This window comes from Pseudomonas sp. FSL W5-0203 (assembly GCF_001896155.1).
Lineage (GTDB): Bacteria > Pseudomonadota > Gammaproteobacteria > Pseudomonadales > Pseudomonadaceae > Aquipseudomonas > Aquipseudomonas paracarnis.
In genome coordinates this window covers 37,201-55,439 of sequence record NZ_MPOR01000035.1, presented here as the reverse complement: position 1 = coordinate 55,439, position 18,239 = coordinate 37,201, and the positions used below count along the sequence as shown (strand labels likewise).

The 18,239-nt window shown below is 59.0% G+C and carries 17 protein-coding genes; 11 read left to right on the top strand and 6 right to left on the bottom strand.

Features of this window, described 5'->3' with window-relative positions:
- Nucleotides 1-369 precede the first annotated feature (369 nt).
- Nucleotides 370-1,743, top strand: a complete 1,374-nt coding sequence (locus tag BOP96_RS23565; RefSeq protein ID WP_014719586.1) for an MFS transporter — start codon at nt 370-372, stop codon at nt 1,741-1,743.
- A 60-nt stretch (nt 1,744-1,803) separates the two neighbouring features.
- Here the strand turns inward: BOP96_RS23565 and BOP96_RS23560 are convergent, their stop codons facing one another.
- The 4 genes from BOP96_RS23560 to flgA form a co-directional block, all read right to left on the bottom strand.
- Nucleotides 1,804-2,553: a flagellar brake protein gene (locus BOP96_RS23560; RefSeq protein ID WP_014719585.1), complete on the bottom strand. Its 750-nt coding sequence runs from the start codon at nt 2,551-2,553 to the stop codon at nt 1,804-1,806.
- A gap of 96 nt (nt 2,554-2,649) precedes the next feature.
- Entirely contained in the window at nt 2,650-3,120 is a 471-nt protein-coding gene (locus BOP96_RS23555; protein ID WP_014719584.1) for a flagella synthesis protein FlgN, read from the bottom strand.
- A gap of 48 nt (nt 3,121-3,168) precedes the next feature.
- Nucleotides 3,169-3,492, bottom strand: a complete 324-nt coding sequence (gene flgM / locus BOP96_RS23550) for a flagellar biosynthesis anti-sigma factor FlgM (protein WP_019817214.1) — start codon at nt 3,490-3,492, stop codon at nt 3,169-3,171.
- A gap of 141 nt (nt 3,493-3,633) precedes the next feature.
- Complete coding sequence (gene flgA / locus BOP96_RS23545; protein WP_014719582.1) at nt 3,634-4,398, bottom strand: flagellar basal body P-ring formation chaperone FlgA; 765 nt, start codon at nt 4,396-4,398, stop codon at nt 3,634-3,636.
- Between the two features lie 74 nt (nt 4,399-4,472).
- Between flgA and BOP96_RS23540 the strand changes: the two genes are divergently transcribed.
- From BOP96_RS23540 to BOP96_RS23510, 7 genes are all read left to right on the top strand, one after another.
- Nucleotides 4,473-5,405, top strand: a complete 933-nt coding sequence (locus BOP96_RS23540) for a chemotaxis protein CheV (protein WP_003193578.1) — start codon at nt 4,473-4,475, stop codon at nt 5,403-5,405.
- Nucleotides 5,406-5,447: 42 nt separating this feature from the next.
- A complete protein-coding gene (cheR, locus tag BOP96_RS23535; protein WP_014719581.1) occupies nt 5,448-6,275 on the top strand; it encodes a protein-glutamate O-methyltransferase CheR in 828 nt (275 codons plus the stop codon).
- Between the two features lie 313 nt (nt 6,276-6,588).
- Nucleotides 6,589-6,996: a flagellar basal body rod protein FlgB gene (flgB, locus tag BOP96_RS23530; protein ID WP_003193573.1), complete on the top strand. Its 408-nt coding sequence runs from the start codon at nt 6,589-6,591 to the stop codon at nt 6,994-6,996.
- A 3-nt stretch (nt 6,997-6,999) separates the two neighbouring features.
- A complete protein-coding gene (gene flgC / locus BOP96_RS23525) occupies nt 7,000-7,443 on the top strand; it encodes a flagellar basal body rod protein FlgC (RefSeq protein WP_014719580.1) in 444 nt (147 codons plus the stop codon).
- Between the two features lie 16 nt (nt 7,444-7,459).
- Nucleotides 7,460-8,185 (top strand): flagellar hook assembly protein FlgD, encoded by a 726-nt coding sequence (gene flgD / locus BOP96_RS23520; RefSeq protein WP_014719579.1) that lies wholly within the window; start codon nt 7,460-7,462, stop codon nt 8,183-8,185.
- A gap of 31 nt (nt 8,186-8,216) precedes the next feature.
- On the top strand, nt 8,217-9,527 hold the full coding sequence (gene flgE, locus BOP96_RS23515; RefSeq protein WP_014719578.1) for a flagellar hook protein FlgE: 1,311 nt from the start codon (nt 8,217-8,219) through the stop codon (nt 9,525-9,527).
- Between the two features lie 180 nt (nt 9,528-9,707).
- Nucleotides 9,708-10,805 (top strand): hypothetical protein, encoded by a 1,098-nt coding sequence (locus BOP96_RS23510; RefSeq protein ID WP_175563011.1) that lies wholly within the window; start codon nt 9,708-9,710, stop codon nt 10,803-10,805.
- 92 nt (nt 10,806-10,897) lie between these two features.
- Here BOP96_RS23510 and BOP96_RS23505 read toward each other — a convergent pair whose 3' ends face one another.
- A complete protein-coding gene (locus tag BOP96_RS23505; RefSeq protein ID WP_003193565.1) occupies nt 10,898-13,792 on the bottom strand; it encodes a ribonucleoside-diphosphate reductase subunit alpha in 2,895 nt (964 codons plus the stop codon).
- Between the two features lie 860 nt (nt 13,793-14,652).
- On the opposite strand from BOP96_RS23505, the gene BOP96_RS23500 reads away from it, so the two are divergent.
- Both BOP96_RS23500 and BOP96_RS23495 read left to right on the top strand, forming a co-directional pair.
- On the top strand, nt 14,653-15,378 hold the full coding sequence (locus tag BOP96_RS23500) for a response regulator (RefSeq protein WP_014719576.1): 726 nt from the start codon (nt 14,653-14,655) through the stop codon (nt 15,376-15,378).
- Nucleotides 15,375-16,985 (top strand): ATP-binding protein, encoded by a 1,611-nt coding sequence (locus BOP96_RS23495; protein WP_020301728.1) that lies wholly within the window; start codon nt 15,375-15,377, stop codon nt 16,983-16,985. The genes BOP96_RS23500 and BOP96_RS23495 overlap by 4 nt, the downstream gene beginning before the upstream one ends.
- Nucleotides 16,986-17,064: 79 nt before the next feature.
- On the opposite strand, the gene BOP96_RS23490 is transcribed toward BOP96_RS23495, so the two are convergent.
- On the bottom strand, nt 17,065-17,784 hold the full coding sequence (locus tag BOP96_RS23490) for a 4'-phosphopantetheinyl transferase family protein (RefSeq protein WP_060766976.1): 720 nt from the start codon (nt 17,782-17,784) through the stop codon (nt 17,065-17,067).
- 138 nt (nt 17,785-17,922) lie between these two features.
- Between BOP96_RS23490 and BOP96_RS23485 the strand changes: the two genes are divergently transcribed.
- Nucleotides 17,923-18,231, top strand: coding sequence for a hypothetical protein (locus BOP96_RS23485; protein WP_003193560.1), 309 nt, complete (start codon nt 17,923-17,925; stop codon nt 18,229-18,231).
- Nucleotides 18,232-18,239: the final 8 nt, after the last annotated feature.

Here is an 18,239-nt window from a genome sequence, read left to right as displayed (position 1 = left end):
GGGTTTCCCCATGTGAGAGTAGGTCATCGTCAAGATTAAATTCCGAAACCCCAATTGCGAAAGCAGTTGGGGTTTTGTTTTGGGCGCTCGAAAAGAACGCCAACTTCCAAAGCCTGCACAGCGTTCCATTGACGCCTTTTGTACAGATACCCCAATACCAGTCGAACCTTGCGTGTTATCAAGGTTCACAGGTGGTGCGCCGTGTATTTATCTCCACGGTTATGTACCTCACAGACACCCACGTATCGTCTGAGCTGTGAAACAAAATAATCCCCGGAAACAGACCCTACCGTCTGTCCGGACTCAACCGCCCCGGACTATCATGCTGATAGCCCTACCCCTCACCGCAAGGAGCCGCTCGGAACGCCGATGCGCCAGATCTGGAAATCTTTTCGAGCCCTTTATTTCGCCTCTTTGATGATGCTGATCGGCTCCGGCCTGCTTAGTACTTATCTGGCTTTGCGTCTGGCAGCAGACAACGTCGACAGCCTGTGGGTGGGTGCGCTGATGGCTGCCAACTATTTTGGCTTGGTGCTGGGCGGCAAGCTCGGGCACCGCTTGATTGCCCGGGTCGGGCATATTCGTGCCTACGCTACCTGCGCCGGGATCGTCGGCGCAGCAGTGCTGGGTCACGGTTTGATTGATTGGCTGCCAGCCTGGATTGTGCTGCGGATGATCGTGGGCCTGGGGATGATGTGCCAGTACATGGTCATCGAGAGTTGGCTCAATGAGCAGGCAGACGCCAAGCAGCGCGGCGTAGTGTTCAGCGGTTACATGATTGCGTCCTACCTTGGGTTGGTGCTGGGCCAATTGATCCTGGTCATGCACCCCCATCTCGGGCTTGAACTGTTGATGCTCGTGGCGCTGTGCTTTGCGCTGTGCCTGGTCCCTGTGGCGATGACCCGACGCATTCACCCGGCCCCACTGCACCCGGCTCCGATGGAGCCGCGCTTCTTTATCAAGCGCGTGCCGCAATCGCTCAGCACCGTGTTGGGCGCTGGGTTGATCGTCGGTTCGTTCTACGGCTTGGCGCCGCTCTACGCCTCTCAGCAGGGCCTGACGACTGAGCAAGTCGGCTTGTTCATGGGTAGCTGCATTTTTGCTGGATTGGTCGTGCAGTGGCCACTGGGCTGGTTGTCGGACCGCTATGACCGCGCGCTGCTGATTCGCTGCTTTGCCTTGTGCCTGGCGATAACGGCCTTACCGTTGGCCATCATGACGCAGGTACCGCTGGAGGTGTTGTTCGTGGCGGGCTTCTTCTGTTCGCTGGTGCAGTTCTGCCTTTACCCCTTGGCGGTGGCCTTTTCCAACGACCATGTGGAAGGCGATCGCCGGGTGTCACTGACGGCCATGTTGCTCGTTACCTACGGGATCGGCGCCAGCGTGGGGCCGCTGTTGGCCGGTGTGGTGATGAAGCTATTCGGCAGCCAGATGCTCTACGCGTTTTTCAGCCTGTGTGCGCTGATCCTGGTGTGGCGCATTCGACCCAAGGCGGTAACCAACCTGCATCAGGTCGACGACGCACCACTGCATCACGTGGCGATGCCCGACAGTATGTCCAGTTCGCCTTTGGTGGCTGCCCTTGACCCGCGGGTGGATGAGCAGGTGGTGCAGGAGCAGATGCAAGTCACTGTTCCTGACCCAGAGCCCGTCCCTGATACCGAGGAGCCAACGAGCGAAGAACCGCACGAGCCACCAGACCCGGACGAACATCCCCATGACTTAAGCAGGGCGCGCCCCTGAACGAAAAAACGGGCAGATCCCATCAGGATCTGCCCGTTTTTTTATCTCAGCGTCTAACGCTTAAAGATCGTCGTCTTTATCGAAGCGCCGAGCTTCTCGCTGCAATTGGTAGACAAAGCGTTCCACTTGTCGCTGCACCAAACCACTCATGTTGTGAAAGCGCACGCCGGCAAAGGTGGTGTTGATCTTGTCTTCGAAATGCAGGTAGCGCAGTTCCACGGAAGTGGTCATGCTGCCGAAGGGCAGGGCAGCAATAAAGCGATCATAGACCTGGCCCAACTGCAGACGTTCGGAGATATCGCCTTCAAAGCGCAATTTGCAGCCGGTTGCCGAGATGTCCAGCAGCTTACCGCTGATAGGTGCCTTGAGCTTCTCGCCACCCAACTGAATGTCCACCAGCTGCGCAAGCTTGAGTGCGGCGCGGAAGGCATTGCGTCGTTGATGGTAAACCACTTCGCCGGGCAGGCTGCCGCTATAGATGCGGTGGCCGCCTTTTTCGCTGATGGTCAAGGTGCCGTTGCTTTCCCAGGCAACCCGCACGCCCTCATGGAAACCTTCGATACGGAAGGCTTCGCCATTCTCAAGATAGCGTTCACCGTCACGGGGAATCATTTCGTCCAGTACCAGCGTCTTGCTGTCGCGGTCAATGTCCACCAGGTAGCTCTGGAACCGCTGGCTGCGTTCGTGGAAAGTGATGATCAGCGGGTCATGGCTTTCTTGCAGCATCCGCAACGTGCTGGCGATTTCCAGAGGCGTGGTGAGCACCTTGGGTGGCTGCGGTGCATCTTCCGCATTAAGGGCGTTGAACACGGTTCTTCCATCTCCAGGCAAAATACGACTACACGCAAGAACCGGCATTTTGCCAGTATGTAGCGCGCCTTGGATAGGTCGCGCTGTAAACCGGTGTCAGGCTTGGCTGCGGGTGCTTGGCTTGACCAGGCGTGAGGTGGAGCCTTGGGCGTTATACAGGGCCGGAGGCTCTCCGCCGTGCAGTATGCGCAGCTGATTGGCGGTCGTGGCTTGCTGAAGCTGGATCGACTGACCGTTGAGCAGGTTGGCTTCCTGGCACTGTGCGAGCAAATGATTGAGTTCTTTGCTCTGTGCCAGCAGTTGATCGCCGACTGAAGAGTGGCTGGCCAGTTGTGCCAGGCCATCGTGGTCGGCAGGCAGGCCCAGGCTGATCAGAATCTCGCTGCGCTTCTTTCCGTGCTGTTCGAGCAAGACAATCAGCGACTGTTTGCGCGCCAGGATTTCTTCCAGCAAGGGCATATCCCGGCCGTACAAGGCCAGGGATTCTTCCTTGAGCAGCTCGAGCAATTGTTGCGTCGGCGCCAGATCATCAATGATCAGTTGGAGCAAATGTTCGTCGTGGTGCATGGCTGGCCTTGGGTTTTAAGCGTCCAAAAGCCCTGCGCAGGCCTTTGCCTAGCGCTCGGCTTCGAAGTTGAGCAGCTTGCTGGCTACACGGTTGCTGTCGACTTTATAGCTGCCATCGGCGATAGCCTGTTTCAACTCGGCCACGCGGGCTTTATTGACGACGGGTTGATCGCGCAGCGAGTCAGTGACCTTTTGCAACTGTTGAGCCTCATTGCTCAGGTGTACCGATTCCCCACTCTGGCTGGCGGCGGCCTGCTCTGCTTTGGCAGGCAAGGGCTGCGGCTTGGCTTCTACGCTGTCCTTGGCACCGCCGGTGCGCGTATTGCCGGGCAAGGCCGGGGTGTTATTCAAACGACTGAAATCAATGACCATGTTGAAAAACCTCTGGGTATTTGGACGCTTGCCATGTTTTCGGCCATACCCGGGCAAACTTTAGGCTCGATTGACAATAAACCTGTTCGGCTCAATATCCAGCACACAGTGTAGGAAAAGCTGGCATTTGATTCCAGTCATCTATAGCGCCACCTCGACTTGGCCTGGCGCCGTGACCCGCGCCTTGATCACGCGATTGGAGTTGAGGTTCTTGACACGGATCTGTTCGCTCATGCCGCCGTTGGACAACGCCTCGCCCGGCATCCTGACGTTCAGGCCGCCACTGCTGGCGGAAATCACCACTTGGTCACCCTTGCGAATCACCTCCGCCTGTTCCAGATGAACCAGTGTGAGGACTTGGTCAGTGACCACGGGGCGGGTGAGTTTTTGCCCGACGGCCTGGTCCAGTGACGTCAGGTAGCCCTGGTTGATCAAGCTGATGTCCCTCTCGCGCAGCGCCACATCGTCGTAGCCGATGATGCCGGTGCGCTTCAATGGCCGCGCCACTACCACTACGTCGCGAAACAGCTTGACCTGCGCCGGCACAAATACCGTCCAGGGCGAGGCGCCCTCACAGCGCACCTTCACGGTCACACGGCCGATAGGCTGGGCGGGGCTTTCCAGGGTGGCTGTCAATTCCTTGTCGCACATTGGCATGCGCAAACGTGGGTCCAACTGGTTGACCTGAATTTCATAACGCCCCGGCGTCTGGGTGGTCGCCAGATAATCTTCTACAGTGAACTCAAGAAAGCCTTGGGTGACGCCGATAAGTAGATCAGGCAGGGTAACGTTGTCGGCGCGGGCCGTGACGCCCAGGCCCGAGACAAGCAGCGCCATCGCGGCGCAGAGCAGTCTGCGGTAGCGTGAGCGGCCAGGGTGTCGGGAAACTGTCGTTTTAATATCCATACTCAGTAAATAGCAAAGCTCGTGCCGTTTAGTGTTGGGTACGCGTCGTACCCCTAGGATTTAGGAGTCTGGGCATGGCAGGTGTAATGGATTCAGTAAACCAGCGTACACAGCTGGTAGGGCAGAATCGCCTGGAGTTGTTGCTTTTCCGCCTGGATGGCAATCAGTTGTATGGCATCAACGTGTTTAAAGTGCGTGAAGTGCTGCAATGTCCCAAGTTGACGATCATGCCCAAGTCCAGTCCGGTGGTGTGTGGCGTGGCCAACATCCGGGGCGCGACCATTCCGATTCTTGACCTGGCCATGGCCACGGGGGCCGCGGGTTTGCAAGACCGCCAGAACCCTTTCGTGATCATCACCGAGTACAACACCAAGACCCAGGGTTTCCTGGTGCGCTCGGTGGAGCGCATCGTCAATATGAACTGGGAAGAGATCCATCCGCCGCCCAAGGGCACGGGGCGCGATCACTACCTGACGGCGGTGACGCGGGTCGATAACCAGTTGGTGGAAATCATCGACGTGGAGAAGATCCTCGCCGAAGTGGCCCCCACCTCGGAAACCATCTCCGTCGGAGTGGTGGATGCCGAAACGGCACACAAGGCGGTTTCGCTGCGCGTGTTGACCGTGGACGACTCTTCCGTGGCGCGCAAGCAGGTCACGCGTTGCCTGCAAACCGTCGGGGTGGAGGTGGTGGCCCTCAATGACGGACGCCAAGCCCTGGATTACCTGCGCAAGCTGGCGGACGAAGGCAAGAAGCCCGAAGAAGAATTCTTGATGATGATCTCTGACATCGAGATGCCGGAAATGGATGGCTATACGCTCACGGCCGAGATACGTAACGATCCACGCATGCAAAAATTGCATATCATCCTGCATACTTCGTTGTCGGGGGTATTCAATCAGGCAATGGTCAAGAAGGTCGGTGCGGATGACTTTCTGGCCAAATTCCGTCCTGATGACCTCGCATCCCGGGTAGTCGACCGGATCAAGGCAGCAGATCACGGCTAGGGGATGTCCCCCGGCGGTCACACGATTTAAGAGGCGGCATCATTGTCTACGGGTAATTTGGATTTCGAACAGTTCCGGGTCTTCCTGGAAAAAGCCTGTGGCATATTGCTCGGTGAAAACAAGCAGTACCTGGTATCCAGCCGTCTCAACAAGCTGATGGAACAGCAGGGCATCAAGTCCCTGGGTGAGTTGGTCCAGCGGATCCAGGGGCAGCCGCGCAGTGGGCTCAAGGAAATGGTGGTCGATGCCATGACCACCAACGAAACCTTATGGTTTCGCGATACCTATCCCTTTGAAGTGCTCAAGAACAAAGTGTTGCCCGAAGCCATCAAGGCCAGCCCGGGCCAGCGCCTGCGTATCTGGTCGGCGGCCTGTTCTTCGGGGCAGGAGCCGTACTCGATCTCGATGTCCATCGATGAGTTCGAGCGGACCAACATGGGCCAGTTGAAAGCCGGTGCGCAAATTGTGGCCACGGACTTGTCCGGCACCATGCTCACCAACTGCAAGACCGGTGAGTACGACAGCCTGGCCCTGGGCCGAGGTTTGTCCCAGGAACGCCTGCAACGCTACTTCGACCCCAAAGGGGCAGGGCGTTGGGCGATCAAGGCGCCGATCAAGAACCGCGTCGAATTTCGCTCTTTCAACCTGCTCGACAGCTACGCCAGCCTAGGCAAGTTCGACATGGTGTTCTGCCGCAACGTGCTGATCTATTTCTCGGCTGAAGTGAAGAAAGACATCCTGTTGCGCATCCACGGCACGCTCAAGCGCGGAGGTTATCTGTTCCTCGGTGCTTCCGAGGCGCTCAATGGGCTGCCGGATCACTTCCAGATGGTGCAATGCAGCCCGGGGATCATCTACCAGGCCAAGTAGCCTGGGGTATGCAATAAAACTGTGGGAGCCGGGCTTGCCCGCGATGGCGTTGTGTCAGTCGATGAATTGGTCGGCAGGTACTCCGCCATCGCAGGCAAGCCAGCTCCCACATTTTTTTTCTCGGCAAGCTGGCGTAAAGCGGCAACTGCCCATTGCCGCTTTAATGGCGCTACGCGGAAATCGCTTGCCGCTTTTCTGGCATAGCCGCCGTCGACTCCCCTCCAAACCCTTGATATAGGGGCTCCCGCAAGATTGGCATGCACCTTGCTATAACCCTGCTAACGAACAGCAGGTCAGCCTAAAGGTTTCCGCCATGAGCATCAGCTTCGATAAAGCGCTCGGTATCCACGAACAAGCCCTGGGCTTCCGCGCCCAGCGTGCCGAAGTCCTGGCCAACAATATTGCCAACGCCGACACCCCGAACTACAAGGCTCGGGACCTGGACTTCTCCGCCGTGCTCGCCGCACAGCAGGACAAGACCAAGAACGGCACCTTCGCCTTGAACATGACCAACAGCCGTCATATCGAAGCGCAAGGCCTGAGCAAGGGTGACGAGTCGCTGCTGTATCGCACGCCGATGCAGCCGTCGATCGACCAGAACACCGTCGACGCCCAGCTGGAGCAATCGAACTACGCCGAAAACTCGGTGAACTTCCAGGCCAGCTTCACCCTGCTCAACAGCAAATTCAAAGGGCTGATGTCAGCCCTGCGTGGAGAGTAAGCCATGTCTCTGTCCAGTGTTTTCAATATTGCCGGCAGTGGCATGAGCGCGCAGACCACGCGTTTGAACACCGTCGCCAGTAACATCGCCAACGCCGAGACCGTCTCGTCGAGCATTGACCAGACGTATCGCGCCCGCCATCCGGTGTTTGCCACCATGTTCCAGGGTGGTCAGGCAAACGGCAGCGATTCGTTGTTCCAGAACCAGGACGCCGCCGGCTCAGGCGTGCAGGTGTTGGGCGTGGTCGAAGACCAGAGCAACCTGGAGGCCCGTTACGAGCCCAACCATCCGGCCGCGAACGAAAAGGGTTACGTCTACTACCCCAACGTCAACGTGGTCGAGGAAATGGCTGACATGATCTCCGCCAGTCGCTCGTTCCAGACCAACGCGGAAATGATGAACACCGCCAAAACCATGATGCAGAAGGTTCTGACCCTGGGTCAGTGATAAGGGGCGCCAAATAATGGCCATCGTTGATACGTCTAACAACACGGCGGTTCAGGACCTTTTCAATTCCAAGGTCAAGACCGCGACGAATAACAGCAGCGTCAGTGACGCTTCCAAGACGGCGACGGGCAACCAGTCGCTGGGCAAGGATGCGTTCCTGCAACTGCTCGTCACTCAACTGAAAAACCAGAACCCGCTGTCGCCTCAGGACAACGGCGCGTTCGTCGCGCAGCTTGCCCAGTTCAGCAGCCTGGAAGGCATCAACACCCTGAATGACTCGGTGAACAACATCTCCAGCAACTTCAGCTCCTCGCAGGCGCTGCAGGCTTCGTCGCTGGTGGGGCGTTCAATCATCATCCAGACCGACAAGGCCATGGTGGATACCAGCAAGAGCATGACCGGTTCGGTGGCAGTGACCTCGGCGGTGGGCAATGTCTCCGTCAAGATCACCGACAAAGACGGCAATGTGGTGCGCACCGTTGACATGGGCGCCCAGAGTGCCGGCACCCAAAGCTTTATCTGGGACGGCAAGAACGACAAGGGCGAGGTCGCCCCAGCTGGCACCTACACCTTCAACGCCACCACCAAGAACGACAAAGGCGACGCAGTGGCCTTGGCCACTTCGCTGCCCGCCACGGTCACCAGTGTGACCCTGAGCAAGACTGGCGGCGAAATGCTGCTCAACCTTGCAGGCGGCATGGGCAGCGTCAAGCTGTCGCAAATTCAGACTATCGGTACATAGAGCCGGCTAAATACGGCAGAAGGAGAGAAACATGTCTTTTAATATCGGCCTTAGCGGCCTCTATGCGGCCAACAAACAACTGGACGTGACCGGCAACAATATCGCCAACGTCGCGACCACTGGCTTCAAGTCATCCCGTGCGGAATTCGCCGATATCTACGCGGCTTCCAAGCTGGGCACCGGCCAGAACAGCATCGGCAACGGTGTGAACCTGGCGGCGGTGTCCCAGCAGTTCACCCAGGGCGATGTCAACGGTAGCGGCGGCATCCTCGACATGGCGATTCAGGGCGGTGGCTTCTTCGTGCAGAAGGGCAGCGACGGTTCGCTGGAGTACACCCGTAGTGGTGCGTTCCGTGCGGACAAGGACGGCTACATCACCAACAACACCGGCACTTCGCGCCTGCAAGGATATGCCGCGGACGATAATGGCAAGATCACCAAGGGCGGCTTGGTCGATCTGCAACTGAACCTGGCGAATCTGCCGCCCAAGGCATCCACCAAGGTCGACTCCACCAGTAACCTGAATTCCTCGGAGCCGGTGATTGACCAGGCGGCCAAGCCGTTTGACCCGACCAAGACCGAGACCTTCACCACCCAATACAGCACCACCTTGTACGACTCTCAGGGGAACGCGCACCCGATGGTGCAGTACCTGGTGAAAACCGACGGCAACAAGTGGAATGCCTATACCCTGATTGACGGTCGCAATCCTGATGGTTCGGCCCCGACTGGCACCCCTTCGACGCCACCCGTGCCGTCGACATTGACCTTCGATGGCGCTGGCAATCTGACTACTGTCGTCACCAATGGTGTGTCCGACAAGACCCTGACCGTTGCCGGGTGGGTTCCAGGCAAGGTGACTGACGGCGTGTGGAAGGCTAACGGTGCGGATGCCAACCCGGGCGGCATCGCCATCAACATGGCCAACATTACCCAGTACAACTCGGCTACCTACCGTAACCCTCCGGTCACCGACGGCTATGCCACCGGCCAGATCACCGGCCTGAAAATCGACGGCAGCGGCGTCCTGTTCGCCACCTTCAGCAACCAGCAGAGCAAGGCCATCGGCCAGATCTCCCTGGCCAGCTTCAACAACGAGCAGGGCCTGCAGCCAGCCGGTGCGACCACCTGGAAAGAGACCTTCGCCTCGGGCCAGCCGGGTTATGACAACCCGCAAGCCGGCACCCTGGGTTCGATCGTGGCCAACTCCCTGGAGAACTCCAACGTCAACCTGACCAACGAACTGGTGGACCTGATCAAGGCCCAGAGCAACTACCAGGCGAACGCCAAGACCATCTCCACCCAAAGCACCATCATGCAGACCATCATTCAGATGACCTGATACCCCTGCTCAAAAAATACCTGCACACAAAAAGGCCCCTCAATCGAGGGGCTTTTTTGTGCGCGCGCGTTGCTAGTTTACCGCCTGTTTCATCTCGCCTTGCTGCTGGAACGCCCAACGCTCCTTGCGCCACGCACGGGACACGGGCGCATGTCGCCCATGGACCATCGGGAGAGCGGCATGGCGATCTACAAGCAGTGGGAAGGGATGCCAGCAGGCAGCCATTGGTTTGTTCTGAATAACTACAGCGCCGGTCTATACAGACGCAAAAGTCAGTCGGATGAACCCGGGGGAGGCAAGTCCTCTGATGCTGAATCAGTGAGGCAACTGCTCAATGAGTTGAGAGATGCCGAGAAAACATCCAAGAGCCAAACCGTCCAGGACCTTCGTGACAAGTTGAACGAGAAGCGCGAAGAACTGGGTGATGAAAAGTTCAAGGAGATCATGCTGGAGTTGATGGAGAAGGCAGACGTCTCCTGGCTGGAGATGCTGCGGCGCCTGATGAAAGACTGGTTTCCGGAAACGGACGATACATCACCCACACCTTCGCCGCCTTCTCCTGGCCCGTCGCCAGGTGGTGGCGGTGGTGGCGGTGGTGGCAGGCCAAGCCCCGGTAATTTTGGGCCCAGCGAGCCCATGAGTAATCTGCCGATTACGGAAGGCTCCAAGCACTTCAACTACAAGCCTGATCAAAGTAACCCAGGAAAAAAACCGGACAACATCTGGAGTGGATTCAGCCAGGGCCCCGATGGCAATTGCGTCACGGTTTCAGCGATAAAGGGCGCAATGATGAAGTTTGGTCAGAAACCCACTGACGTGTTCAAGGAGGTAAAAGAGACGGCAGACGGTTATCACGTGAAGATGCGCGACGGCTTCGAACTTAATCTATCCAAGGATGAATTAAAGCAGGCGGCCAGGTATGCGCAGTTCAAGGGTGACAATCCGGGCATGCTGACCGATGCCAACTTCATGTTTGCAGCGAGCGCCAAGCGGGCACAGATGGAAGGGAATGGCCTGGACGACAACCCTAGCCAATCAAAAAGAAGCTTCGCCCATGCGATGCAAAGTTTGAACAACGGCGAAATGCCCCGCGAAGCATTGGATCGTCTGGGTTTGAAAGGGCTTTACAGGCAGTCCTCAAGCAGTGAGCTGGCGAGCGGCAAGCTCGGCGTCGTGGCCTACGATCGCCATTCGATGGTGGTCATCGACGGGCGCGTGGAGTTGTGGGGGCGCCGAGGTGGCGCGCCAAAGCAGGGTATTGCGTACGCGTTTCTCTAAGGCAGTCAGCAAAAAGCCCGATAAACCCTATGCAGTCGGGGTCTATCGGGCTTTTTCAATCCAGGGGGACAATATCCCTGGACTGGCTCAGCTTATTGGCAAGCTTCGCAATCCGGCTCGTCAATCGCGCAGGCTTTTGGCACCGGTGCTGGGCCGGCGGGTGCTGCGAGTACCGAGTCATCACCGTGGTTGCCGCTGGACACTGCGTTCAGCTTGCCGGTGTTGATGGTCGACTTCTCGGTGCTGGTCGCAGCCAGGGCACGGAGATAGTAAGTGGTTTTCAGGCCACGGTACCACGCCATGCGGTAGGTCACGTCCAGCTTCTTGCCCGAGGCGCCGGCGATGTACAGGTTCAGGGACTGGGCCTGGTCGATCCACTTCTGACGACGGCTGGCGGCGTCAACGATCCACTTGGTGTCCACTTCGAAAGCGGTCGCGTAGAGCTCTTTGAGTTCTTGCGGGATGCGTTCGATCTGCTGCACGGAACCGTCGTAGTACTTCAGGTCGTTGATCATGACCGAGTCCCACAGGCCACGGGCCTTCAGGTCGCGAACCAGGTACGGGTTGATCACGGTGAATTCGCCCGACAGGTTCGATTTCACATACAGGTTCTGGTAGGTCGGTTCGATCGACTGCGACACGCCAGTGATGTTGGCGATGGTGGCGGTCGGTGCGATGGCCATGATGTTGGAGTTACGAATACCTTTCTGCACACGGGCACGTACCGGCGCCCAGTCCAGGGTTTCGTTCAGGTCAACGTCGATGTACTTCTGGCCACGGGCTTCGATCAGGATCTGTTGCGAATCCAGCGGCAGGATGCCCTTGGACCACAGCGAACCCTGGAACGTCTCGTAGGCGCCGCGCTCGTCGGCCAGGTCGCAGGAAGCCTGGATCGCGTAGTAGCTGACCGCTTCCATGGACTTGTCGGCGAACTCGACCGCTGCATCGGAACCGTAAGGGATGTGCTGCAGGTACAGCGCGTCCTGGAAGCCCATGATCCCCAGGCCAACCGGACGGTGCTTGAAGTTGGAGTTCTGCGCCTGTGGCACCGAGTAGTAGTTGATGTCGATCACGTTATCGAGCATGCGTACGGCGGTGTTGACGGTGCGTGCAAGCTTTACGGTGTCCAGCTTGCCGTTGACGATGTGGTTCGGCAGGTTGATCGAGCCCAGGTTGCAAACGGCGATCTCGTCCTTGTTGGTGTTCAAGGTGATCTCGGTGCACAGGTTCGAGCTGTGCACCACGCCCACGTGCTGCTGCGGGCTGCGCAGGTTGCATGGGTCCTTGAAGGTCAACCATGGGTGGCCGGTTTCGAACAGCATGGACAGCATTTTGCGCCACAGGTCTTTGGCCTGGATGGTCTTGAACAGTTTGACCTTGCCCGGGTACTCGGTGAGGGCTTCGTAGTACTCGTAGCGCTCTTCGAAGGCTTTGCCGGTCAGGTCGTGCAGGTCCGGCACTTCGGATGGCGAGAACAGGGTCCACTTGCCGTCATCGAAGACGCGCTTCATGAACAGGTCAGGGATCCAGTTGGCGGTGTTCATGTCGTGGGTACGACGACGGTCATCACCGGTGTTCTTGCGCAGCTCGATGAACTCTTCAATGTCCATGTGCCAGGTTTCCAGGTAGGCACATACAGCGCCTTTGCGCTTGCCACCCTGGTTCACGGCGACGGCGGTGTCGTTCACCACTTTCAGGAACGGTACGACGCCCTGGGACTTGCCGTTGGTGCCCTTGATGTACGAACCCAGTGCGCGCACCGGTGTCCAGTCGTTGCCCAGGCCGCCGGCGAATTTGGACAACATGGCGTTGTCGTGGATCGCGTGGTAGATGCCCGACAGGTCATCCGGCACGGTGGTCAGGTAGCAGCTCGACAGCTGAGGACGCAGGGTACCGGCGTTGAACAGGGTCGGAGTCGACGACATGTAGTCGAAGGACGACAGCAGGTTGTAGAACTCGATCGCGCGGTCTTCCTTGTTCTTCTCTTCGATCGCCAGGCCCATGGCCACGCGCATGAAGAACACTTGCGGCAGTTCGAAGCGGATGCCGTCCTTGTGGATGAAGTAACGGTCGTACAGGGTTTGCAGGCCCAGGTAGGTGAACTGCTGGTCACGCTCGTGGTTGATTGCCTTGCCGAGTTTTTCCAGGTCGAAGGTGGCCAGGATCGGGTTCAGCAATTCGAATTCGATACCTTTGGCGATATAGGCCGGCAGGGCCTTGGCGTACAGGTCGGCCATCTCGTGGTGAGTGGCGCTGTCGGCGACTTTCAGGAAGCCCAGGCCTTCGGCGCGCAGGGTGTCCATCAACAGGCGGGCGGTCACGAACGAGTAGTTCGGCTCACGCTCGACCAGGGTACGGGCGGTCATCACCAGGGCGGTGTTGACGTCGGTCAGGGCGACGCCGTCGTACAGGTTCTTCAGGGTTTCGCGCTGGATCAGGTCACCGTCGACTTCTTCCAGACCTTCGCAGGCCTCGGTGATGATGGTGTTCAGGCGGCCCAGGTCCAGCGGTGCGAAGCTGCCGTCAGCCAGGGTGATGCGGATCGACGGGTGCGCTTGTACGGCGGCTTCTTCGGCCGGGGAACGTACGGCACGTTCCTTGGCGCGCGAATCACGGTAGATCACGTAGTCGCGGGCCACTTTCTGCTCGCCGGCACGCATCAGGGCCAGTTCAACCTGGTCCTGGATTTCTTCGATGTGGATGGTGCCGCCCGATGGCATGCGACGTTTGAAGGTCGCGGTGACCTGTTCGGTCAGACGGGCAACGGTGTCGTGGATGCGCGACGAAGCGGCAGCGGTGCCGCCTTCAACTGCAAGAAACGCTTTGGTGATGGCGACGGTGATTTTGTCATCGGTATAAGGAACGACAGTGCCGTTACGCTTGATCACACGCAGTTGGCCAGGTGCAGTGGCGGACAGATCCAGATTCGAATCAGCGGCCTGCGGCACGGAGCCTTGCGGGTTCTCGCGAGTTGTGTCGGTTTGCATGAGGGGGTGTCTCCACATTCTATATTTATTTGGGCACCATCACGGTGCCCACCGTTCCGTCCTGAAGCACTTACAGCAGGCCTGGGCCTGGCATAACAACTTCGGGACAGGAGGAAGGGAGCTCATCGCGCCGCTTCCATGCCGAAGTCTTTGGTTCGGGGCCGGGGAGCCCTTAGCCGTATTCCTGGTGGGTGACAGTGGCCCCATTCAAGCCCTGCAACACCCGTACCGTTTTCTGCCAATCGGGCTGGAAAACGGTTGCCATCCGCGTGCGCGGTTTGGGCTTTCAAAAAATGCGTTGGTTCAACCAAGCACGAGCAAGAAAGCGCTTGAGTTTCTTGTCTGATCTGTGTTTGGTCTTTTCGCTGAAAACCCTACATGTAGGGTTTTTTTAGCGCCGAGGTACAAGATAATGCGTTTTCGGGGGCTTAGCAACGCACTACCTGTGGATAACGCTGTGGGTAAAATGTGTATGAATCATGGAACACCCGTGTAGGCCGCATTACTACTGGATTACACCGTTTGTCACCGAATATTCCCGGCTAGAAACTGCCGGCGGGAATTTTGAGGGCGCGAACCCTACCACAAAAAATCGCCATGACCGAATGGATTTCGCGGCTTGTGTTCAAGGGCCGTTGCATGGCTACAATCGGCCTTTGTTATGCCTTCAAAACATGACAAACAGGCTATGCCTGCGGAAGATCAATAGGTGGGAGCTGGCTTGCCTGCGATGGCGGTGTATCGGCCACCAACAGGCGCGCTGACCCACCCTCATCGCAGGCAAGCCAGCTCCACACCGACCGTATTTCACATTCGATTGTGTCGGCCAGAAGAACTTCTTATAAAAACGAGGACAATGCATGGAGCAAGAAGCCTGGCAGATACTGATCGTCGAGGACGACGAGCGACTCGCCGAGTTGACCCGTGAGTACCTGGAAAGCAACGGCCTGCGTGTGTCGGTGGAAAGCGATGGTGCCAAGGCCACGGCGCGCATCATCGCCGAACAGCCCGACCTGGTGATCCTCGACCTGATGCTGCCCGGCGAAGACGGCCTGACCATCTGCCGCAAGGTGCGCGAGCGTTATGACGGCGTGATCCTGATGCTCACCGCGCGCACCGACGACATGGACCAGGTGCAGGGCTTGGACATGGGCGCCGACGACTATGTGTGCAAGCCCGTGCGCCCGCGTTTGTTGCTGGCACGTATCCAGGCGCTCCTGCGCCGCAGCGAACCGGTGTTGCCCGTTGCAGTGGAAAACCAGCGCCGCCTCCAGTTTGGTCCGTTGGTGGTGGACAATGCCTTGCGCGAAGCCTGGTTGCATGAGGGCAGCATCGAACTGACCAGCGCTGAATTCGACCTGTTGTGGCTGCTGGTTGCAAACGCCGGACGCATTCTGTCCCGCGAAGAAATCTTCATCGCTCTGCGCGGTATTGGTTATGACGGCCAGGATCGCTCCATTGATGTGCGTATCTCGCGCATTCGGCCAAAGATCGGCGACGATCCGATCCACCCACGCCTGATCAAGACCATTCGCAGCAAAGGCTACCTGTTCGTCCCCGAAGCTGCTGCCGATATGCCGCTGTGAACTCGATCTTCCTGCGCATCTACGGCGGCATGTGCGCGGCGCTGATCCTGGTGGCGTTGCTCGGCGCCCTGGCACTGCACCTGCTTAATGACGTGCGCAGCGGCCAGTACCGTGAGCGCCTGGCCCACGGCACTTTTGCGTTGATGGGCGATAACCTGCAGCCCATGAGCGCCATTGAACGACAGCGCGCCTTGGCGGTGTGGGAGCGTTTGCTCGGTATTCCGCTGGAACTGCGCACGTTCACCGATGCGCAATTGGACCTTGGCCAGCGCAACCGCCTGCAACGCGGCCAGGTCCTGGTGGAACAGACCGGGCCTCATGCGGCGCGGGTGCTGCGGTTGGTCAGCGAGCAAGAGCAATTGGTGCTTACCGGCGAAGTGCAGCAGATCAGCGAGCAATTGGCCCGCGCAACCATTTACCTGCTGGCCGACGAACTGGTGCGCTTCCCGGTGGCCGAACAGCCCCAGCGCCTGGCCGACATCAAGCACGCCAAGGGTTTTGGTTTTGAAATGCACTTGACGGCCCTTGACCAGGCCGACATGGACGAGGACCAGCGTCGTCGCGTGGCGGAGGGCGATACGGTGATGGCGCTGGGCAAGGGCGGCGATTCGATTCGCGTGTTTGCCGGCATGGTCGGCACCCCGTGGGTACTGGAGATCGGCCCGCTGTACCAGATGAACCCATACCCGGCGCAATGGCTGATCCTGATCACCTTGATTGGCCTGACCCTGATCGGCTTGATCGTCTATCTGCTGGTGCGACAACTTGAGCGTCGGCTCAAAGGCCTGGAGGCGGCGGCCACGCGTATCGCCAAGGGCAACCTGGAAGTGCGCGTACCCGCTCGCGGTGCAGACTCGGTCGGGCGCCTGGCGGCAGCCTTCAATGGTATGGCCGAGCACTTGCAGCAATTGCTGGCGATTCAGCGCGAACTGGTGCGCGCGGTCTCCCACGAGCTGCGCACACCCGTCGCGCGCCTGCGTTTTGGCCTGGAGATGATCGGTGACGCCGCCACGCCCGAGGCGCGGCGCAAGTACCTGGAGGGTATGGATGGCGATATCCAGGACCTTGATGGCCTGGTGGACGAGATGCTCACTTATGCCCGCTTGGAACAGGGTGCGCCGGAACTGAATTTCCAGCGCGTGGACCTTGATGCATTGCTCGACCAGGTGATTGGCGAATTATCGCCATTGCGCCCCCAGGTCACCGTCACCCGGGGTATTTGCCTGTCATCGGCGCATTGGGATGACGCCTGGGTCGACGCTGAACCGCGCTACCTGCACCGCGCCCTGCAAAACCTGGTGAGCAATGCCATGCGCCACGCCAAAGGCCAAGTGTTGATCAGTTATCAGGTGGGGCAGGTACGCTGCCGCATCGATGTGGAAGACGACGGCCCCGGCGTGCCGGAAAGCGCCTGGGAGCGGATCTTCACGCCGTTCCTGCGCCTGGATGACAGCCGTACCCGCGCCTCTGGCGGGCATGGCCTGGGTTTGTCGATCGTGCGGCGGATTATCTATTGGCACGGCGGGCGGGCGTTGATCAGCAAGAGCAACAACCTGGGCGGGGCGTGCTTCAGCCTGAGCTGGCCCAGGGATCAGGATAAGCCCTGACACCGCTGTCGCAGGCAAGCCAGTTCCCACAGGCGAATGCATTCCCAATGTGGGAGCCGGGCGTGCCCGCGATGGTGGTCTACCAGGCGCTGATAGCCACCAGGCTCAACAACTGCTCCCCTTGCACCACAAACTGCCCTTCCAGCTCTTTGCCATGGCCCCACTCTTGCGAAAGATCGGTCAGCAACCGCAACCGCACCCTCCCAGCCGCTGACCACTCCAGCACCTCGGCATGCTCGAAATAAAAGCGCTTGTGCACGATCGGATAGAGCGCCTTGAACAGGCTTTCCTTGACCGAAAACGTCAGCGTCACCAGCAAGGCGAGTTGCTCACGGGGCAGGGTGGCCATGCGCTGTAATTCATCGGCGGTCAGGATCTCCCCGGCCAGGCGGTCCGCCCTTTCCGGTGACAGCAGGTGCTCCAAGTCCATGCCCAGCCCGCGCCATTGCGCCTTGTGCCCGACAATCGCCGCAGCGTGCCCGGTGCTGTGGGTGATGGAGCCACTGATATGCCCTGGCCAGACCGGGGCGCGGTCTTCGCCGATGGCCGGGACGCAGCGCAGATGATCGAGTCGTTGCAGCGCTTCGCGCGCGCACAGGCGGCCGGCGAGAAATTCCGCCTGGCGCTTGGCGACCGAGCGCTGGATGCTAGCCGGCGGTGGCACATCGCAGCGCTGGAAATCGCCCGGGCTCAATAAAGCCGGGTCGAATCGCGTGCTCAAAAACACCGTGCCCGGCAAAGAAACCGGCAACGGCCAATGATCATCAAGTGGGGTGCAGCAAGCGGGTAGGGGCGTCATGCGCGGTATTTTGCCGAGTTGGCGGGCCAGTGGATAGCCCGGTGCGGTTCAGCTGCGGTTCAGAGCCTGTTCAGGGGGAGTTCAGGGGCGCCTGCGTAGTCTGGACTTCACAGCCCAAACGCGTATGAGGTAACCACCATGACTGCGATCAAAAAGCTGATGTTGGCCTTGACCATGCTTGGCGCCACTGCCGGCGTGCAGGCGTCCGATGGCGCCTTTGCGGCCTTTGGCAGCGAGAAAACCAAGAAATCCAGCAACCTGATCCATCGTGTCAGCTTCGAAGACGCTGGCACTCAGGCTGCGCCGTGGGGCCAGGCCCTGGGCGCTACCCCTGCGCAACCCGACTATCGCAGCGGCTACGCGCACCTGACCGGCCACTACAATGGCATAAAACTGCGCCCCCAAGAGCTGCAGGGCCGCTATGATATCCCCCTGTCGGCTAGTTGAATTGCAGT

Excerpts from the sequence above, each read along its gene's own strand:
- flgB (WP_003193573.1), top strand. The coding sequence starts at position 6,589 with ATGAGCATCAGCTTCGATAAAGCGCTCGGTATCCACGAACAAGCCCTG.
- BOP96_RS23505 (WP_003193565.1), bottom strand. The coding sequence starts at position 13,792 with ATGCAAACCGACACAACTCGCGAGAACCCGCAAGGCTCCGTGCCGCAG.
- flgM (WP_019817214.1), bottom strand. The coding sequence starts at position 3,492 with ATGGTCATTGATTTCAGTCGTTTGAATAACACCCCGGCCTTGCCCGGC.
- BOP96_RS23510 (WP_175563011.1), top strand. The coding sequence starts at position 9,708 with ATGGCGATCTACAAGCAGTGGGAAGGGATGCCAGCAGGCAGCCATTGG.
- BOP96_RS23485 (WP_003193560.1), top strand. The coding sequence starts at position 17,923 with ATGACTGCGATCAAAAAGCTGATGTTGGCCTTGACCATGCTTGGCGCC.
- BOP96_RS23565 (WP_014719586.1), top strand. The coding sequence starts at position 370 with ATGCGCCAGATCTGGAAATCTTTTCGAGCCCTTTATTTCGCCTCTTTG.
- BOP96_RS23490 (WP_060766976.1), bottom strand. The coding sequence starts at position 17,784 with ATGACGCCCCTACCCGCTTGCTGCACCCCACTTGATGATCATTGGCCG.
- flgC (WP_014719580.1), top strand. The coding sequence starts at position 7,000 with ATGTCTCTGTCCAGTGTTTTCAATATTGCCGGCAGTGGCATGAGCGCG.
- flgA (WP_014719582.1), bottom strand. The coding sequence starts at position 4,398 with ATGGATATTAAAACGACAGTTTCCCGACACCCTGGCCGCTCACGCTAC.
- BOP96_RS23500 (WP_014719576.1), top strand. The coding sequence starts at position 14,653 with ATGGAGCAAGAAGCCTGGCAGATACTGATCGTCGAGGACGACGAGCGA.
- BOP96_RS23540 (WP_003193578.1), top strand. The coding sequence starts at position 4,473 with ATGGCAGGTGTAATGGATTCAGTAAACCAGCGTACACAGCTGGTAGGG.
- flgE (WP_014719578.1), top strand. The coding sequence starts at position 8,217 with ATGTCTTTTAATATCGGCCTTAGCGGCCTCTATGCGGCCAACAAACAA.
- BOP96_RS23555 (WP_014719584.1), bottom strand. The coding sequence starts at position 3,120 with ATGCACCACGACGAACATTTGCTCCAACTGATCATTGATGATCTGGCG.
- flgD (WP_014719579.1), top strand. The coding sequence starts at position 7,460 with ATGGCCATCGTTGATACGTCTAACAACACGGCGGTTCAGGACCTTTTC.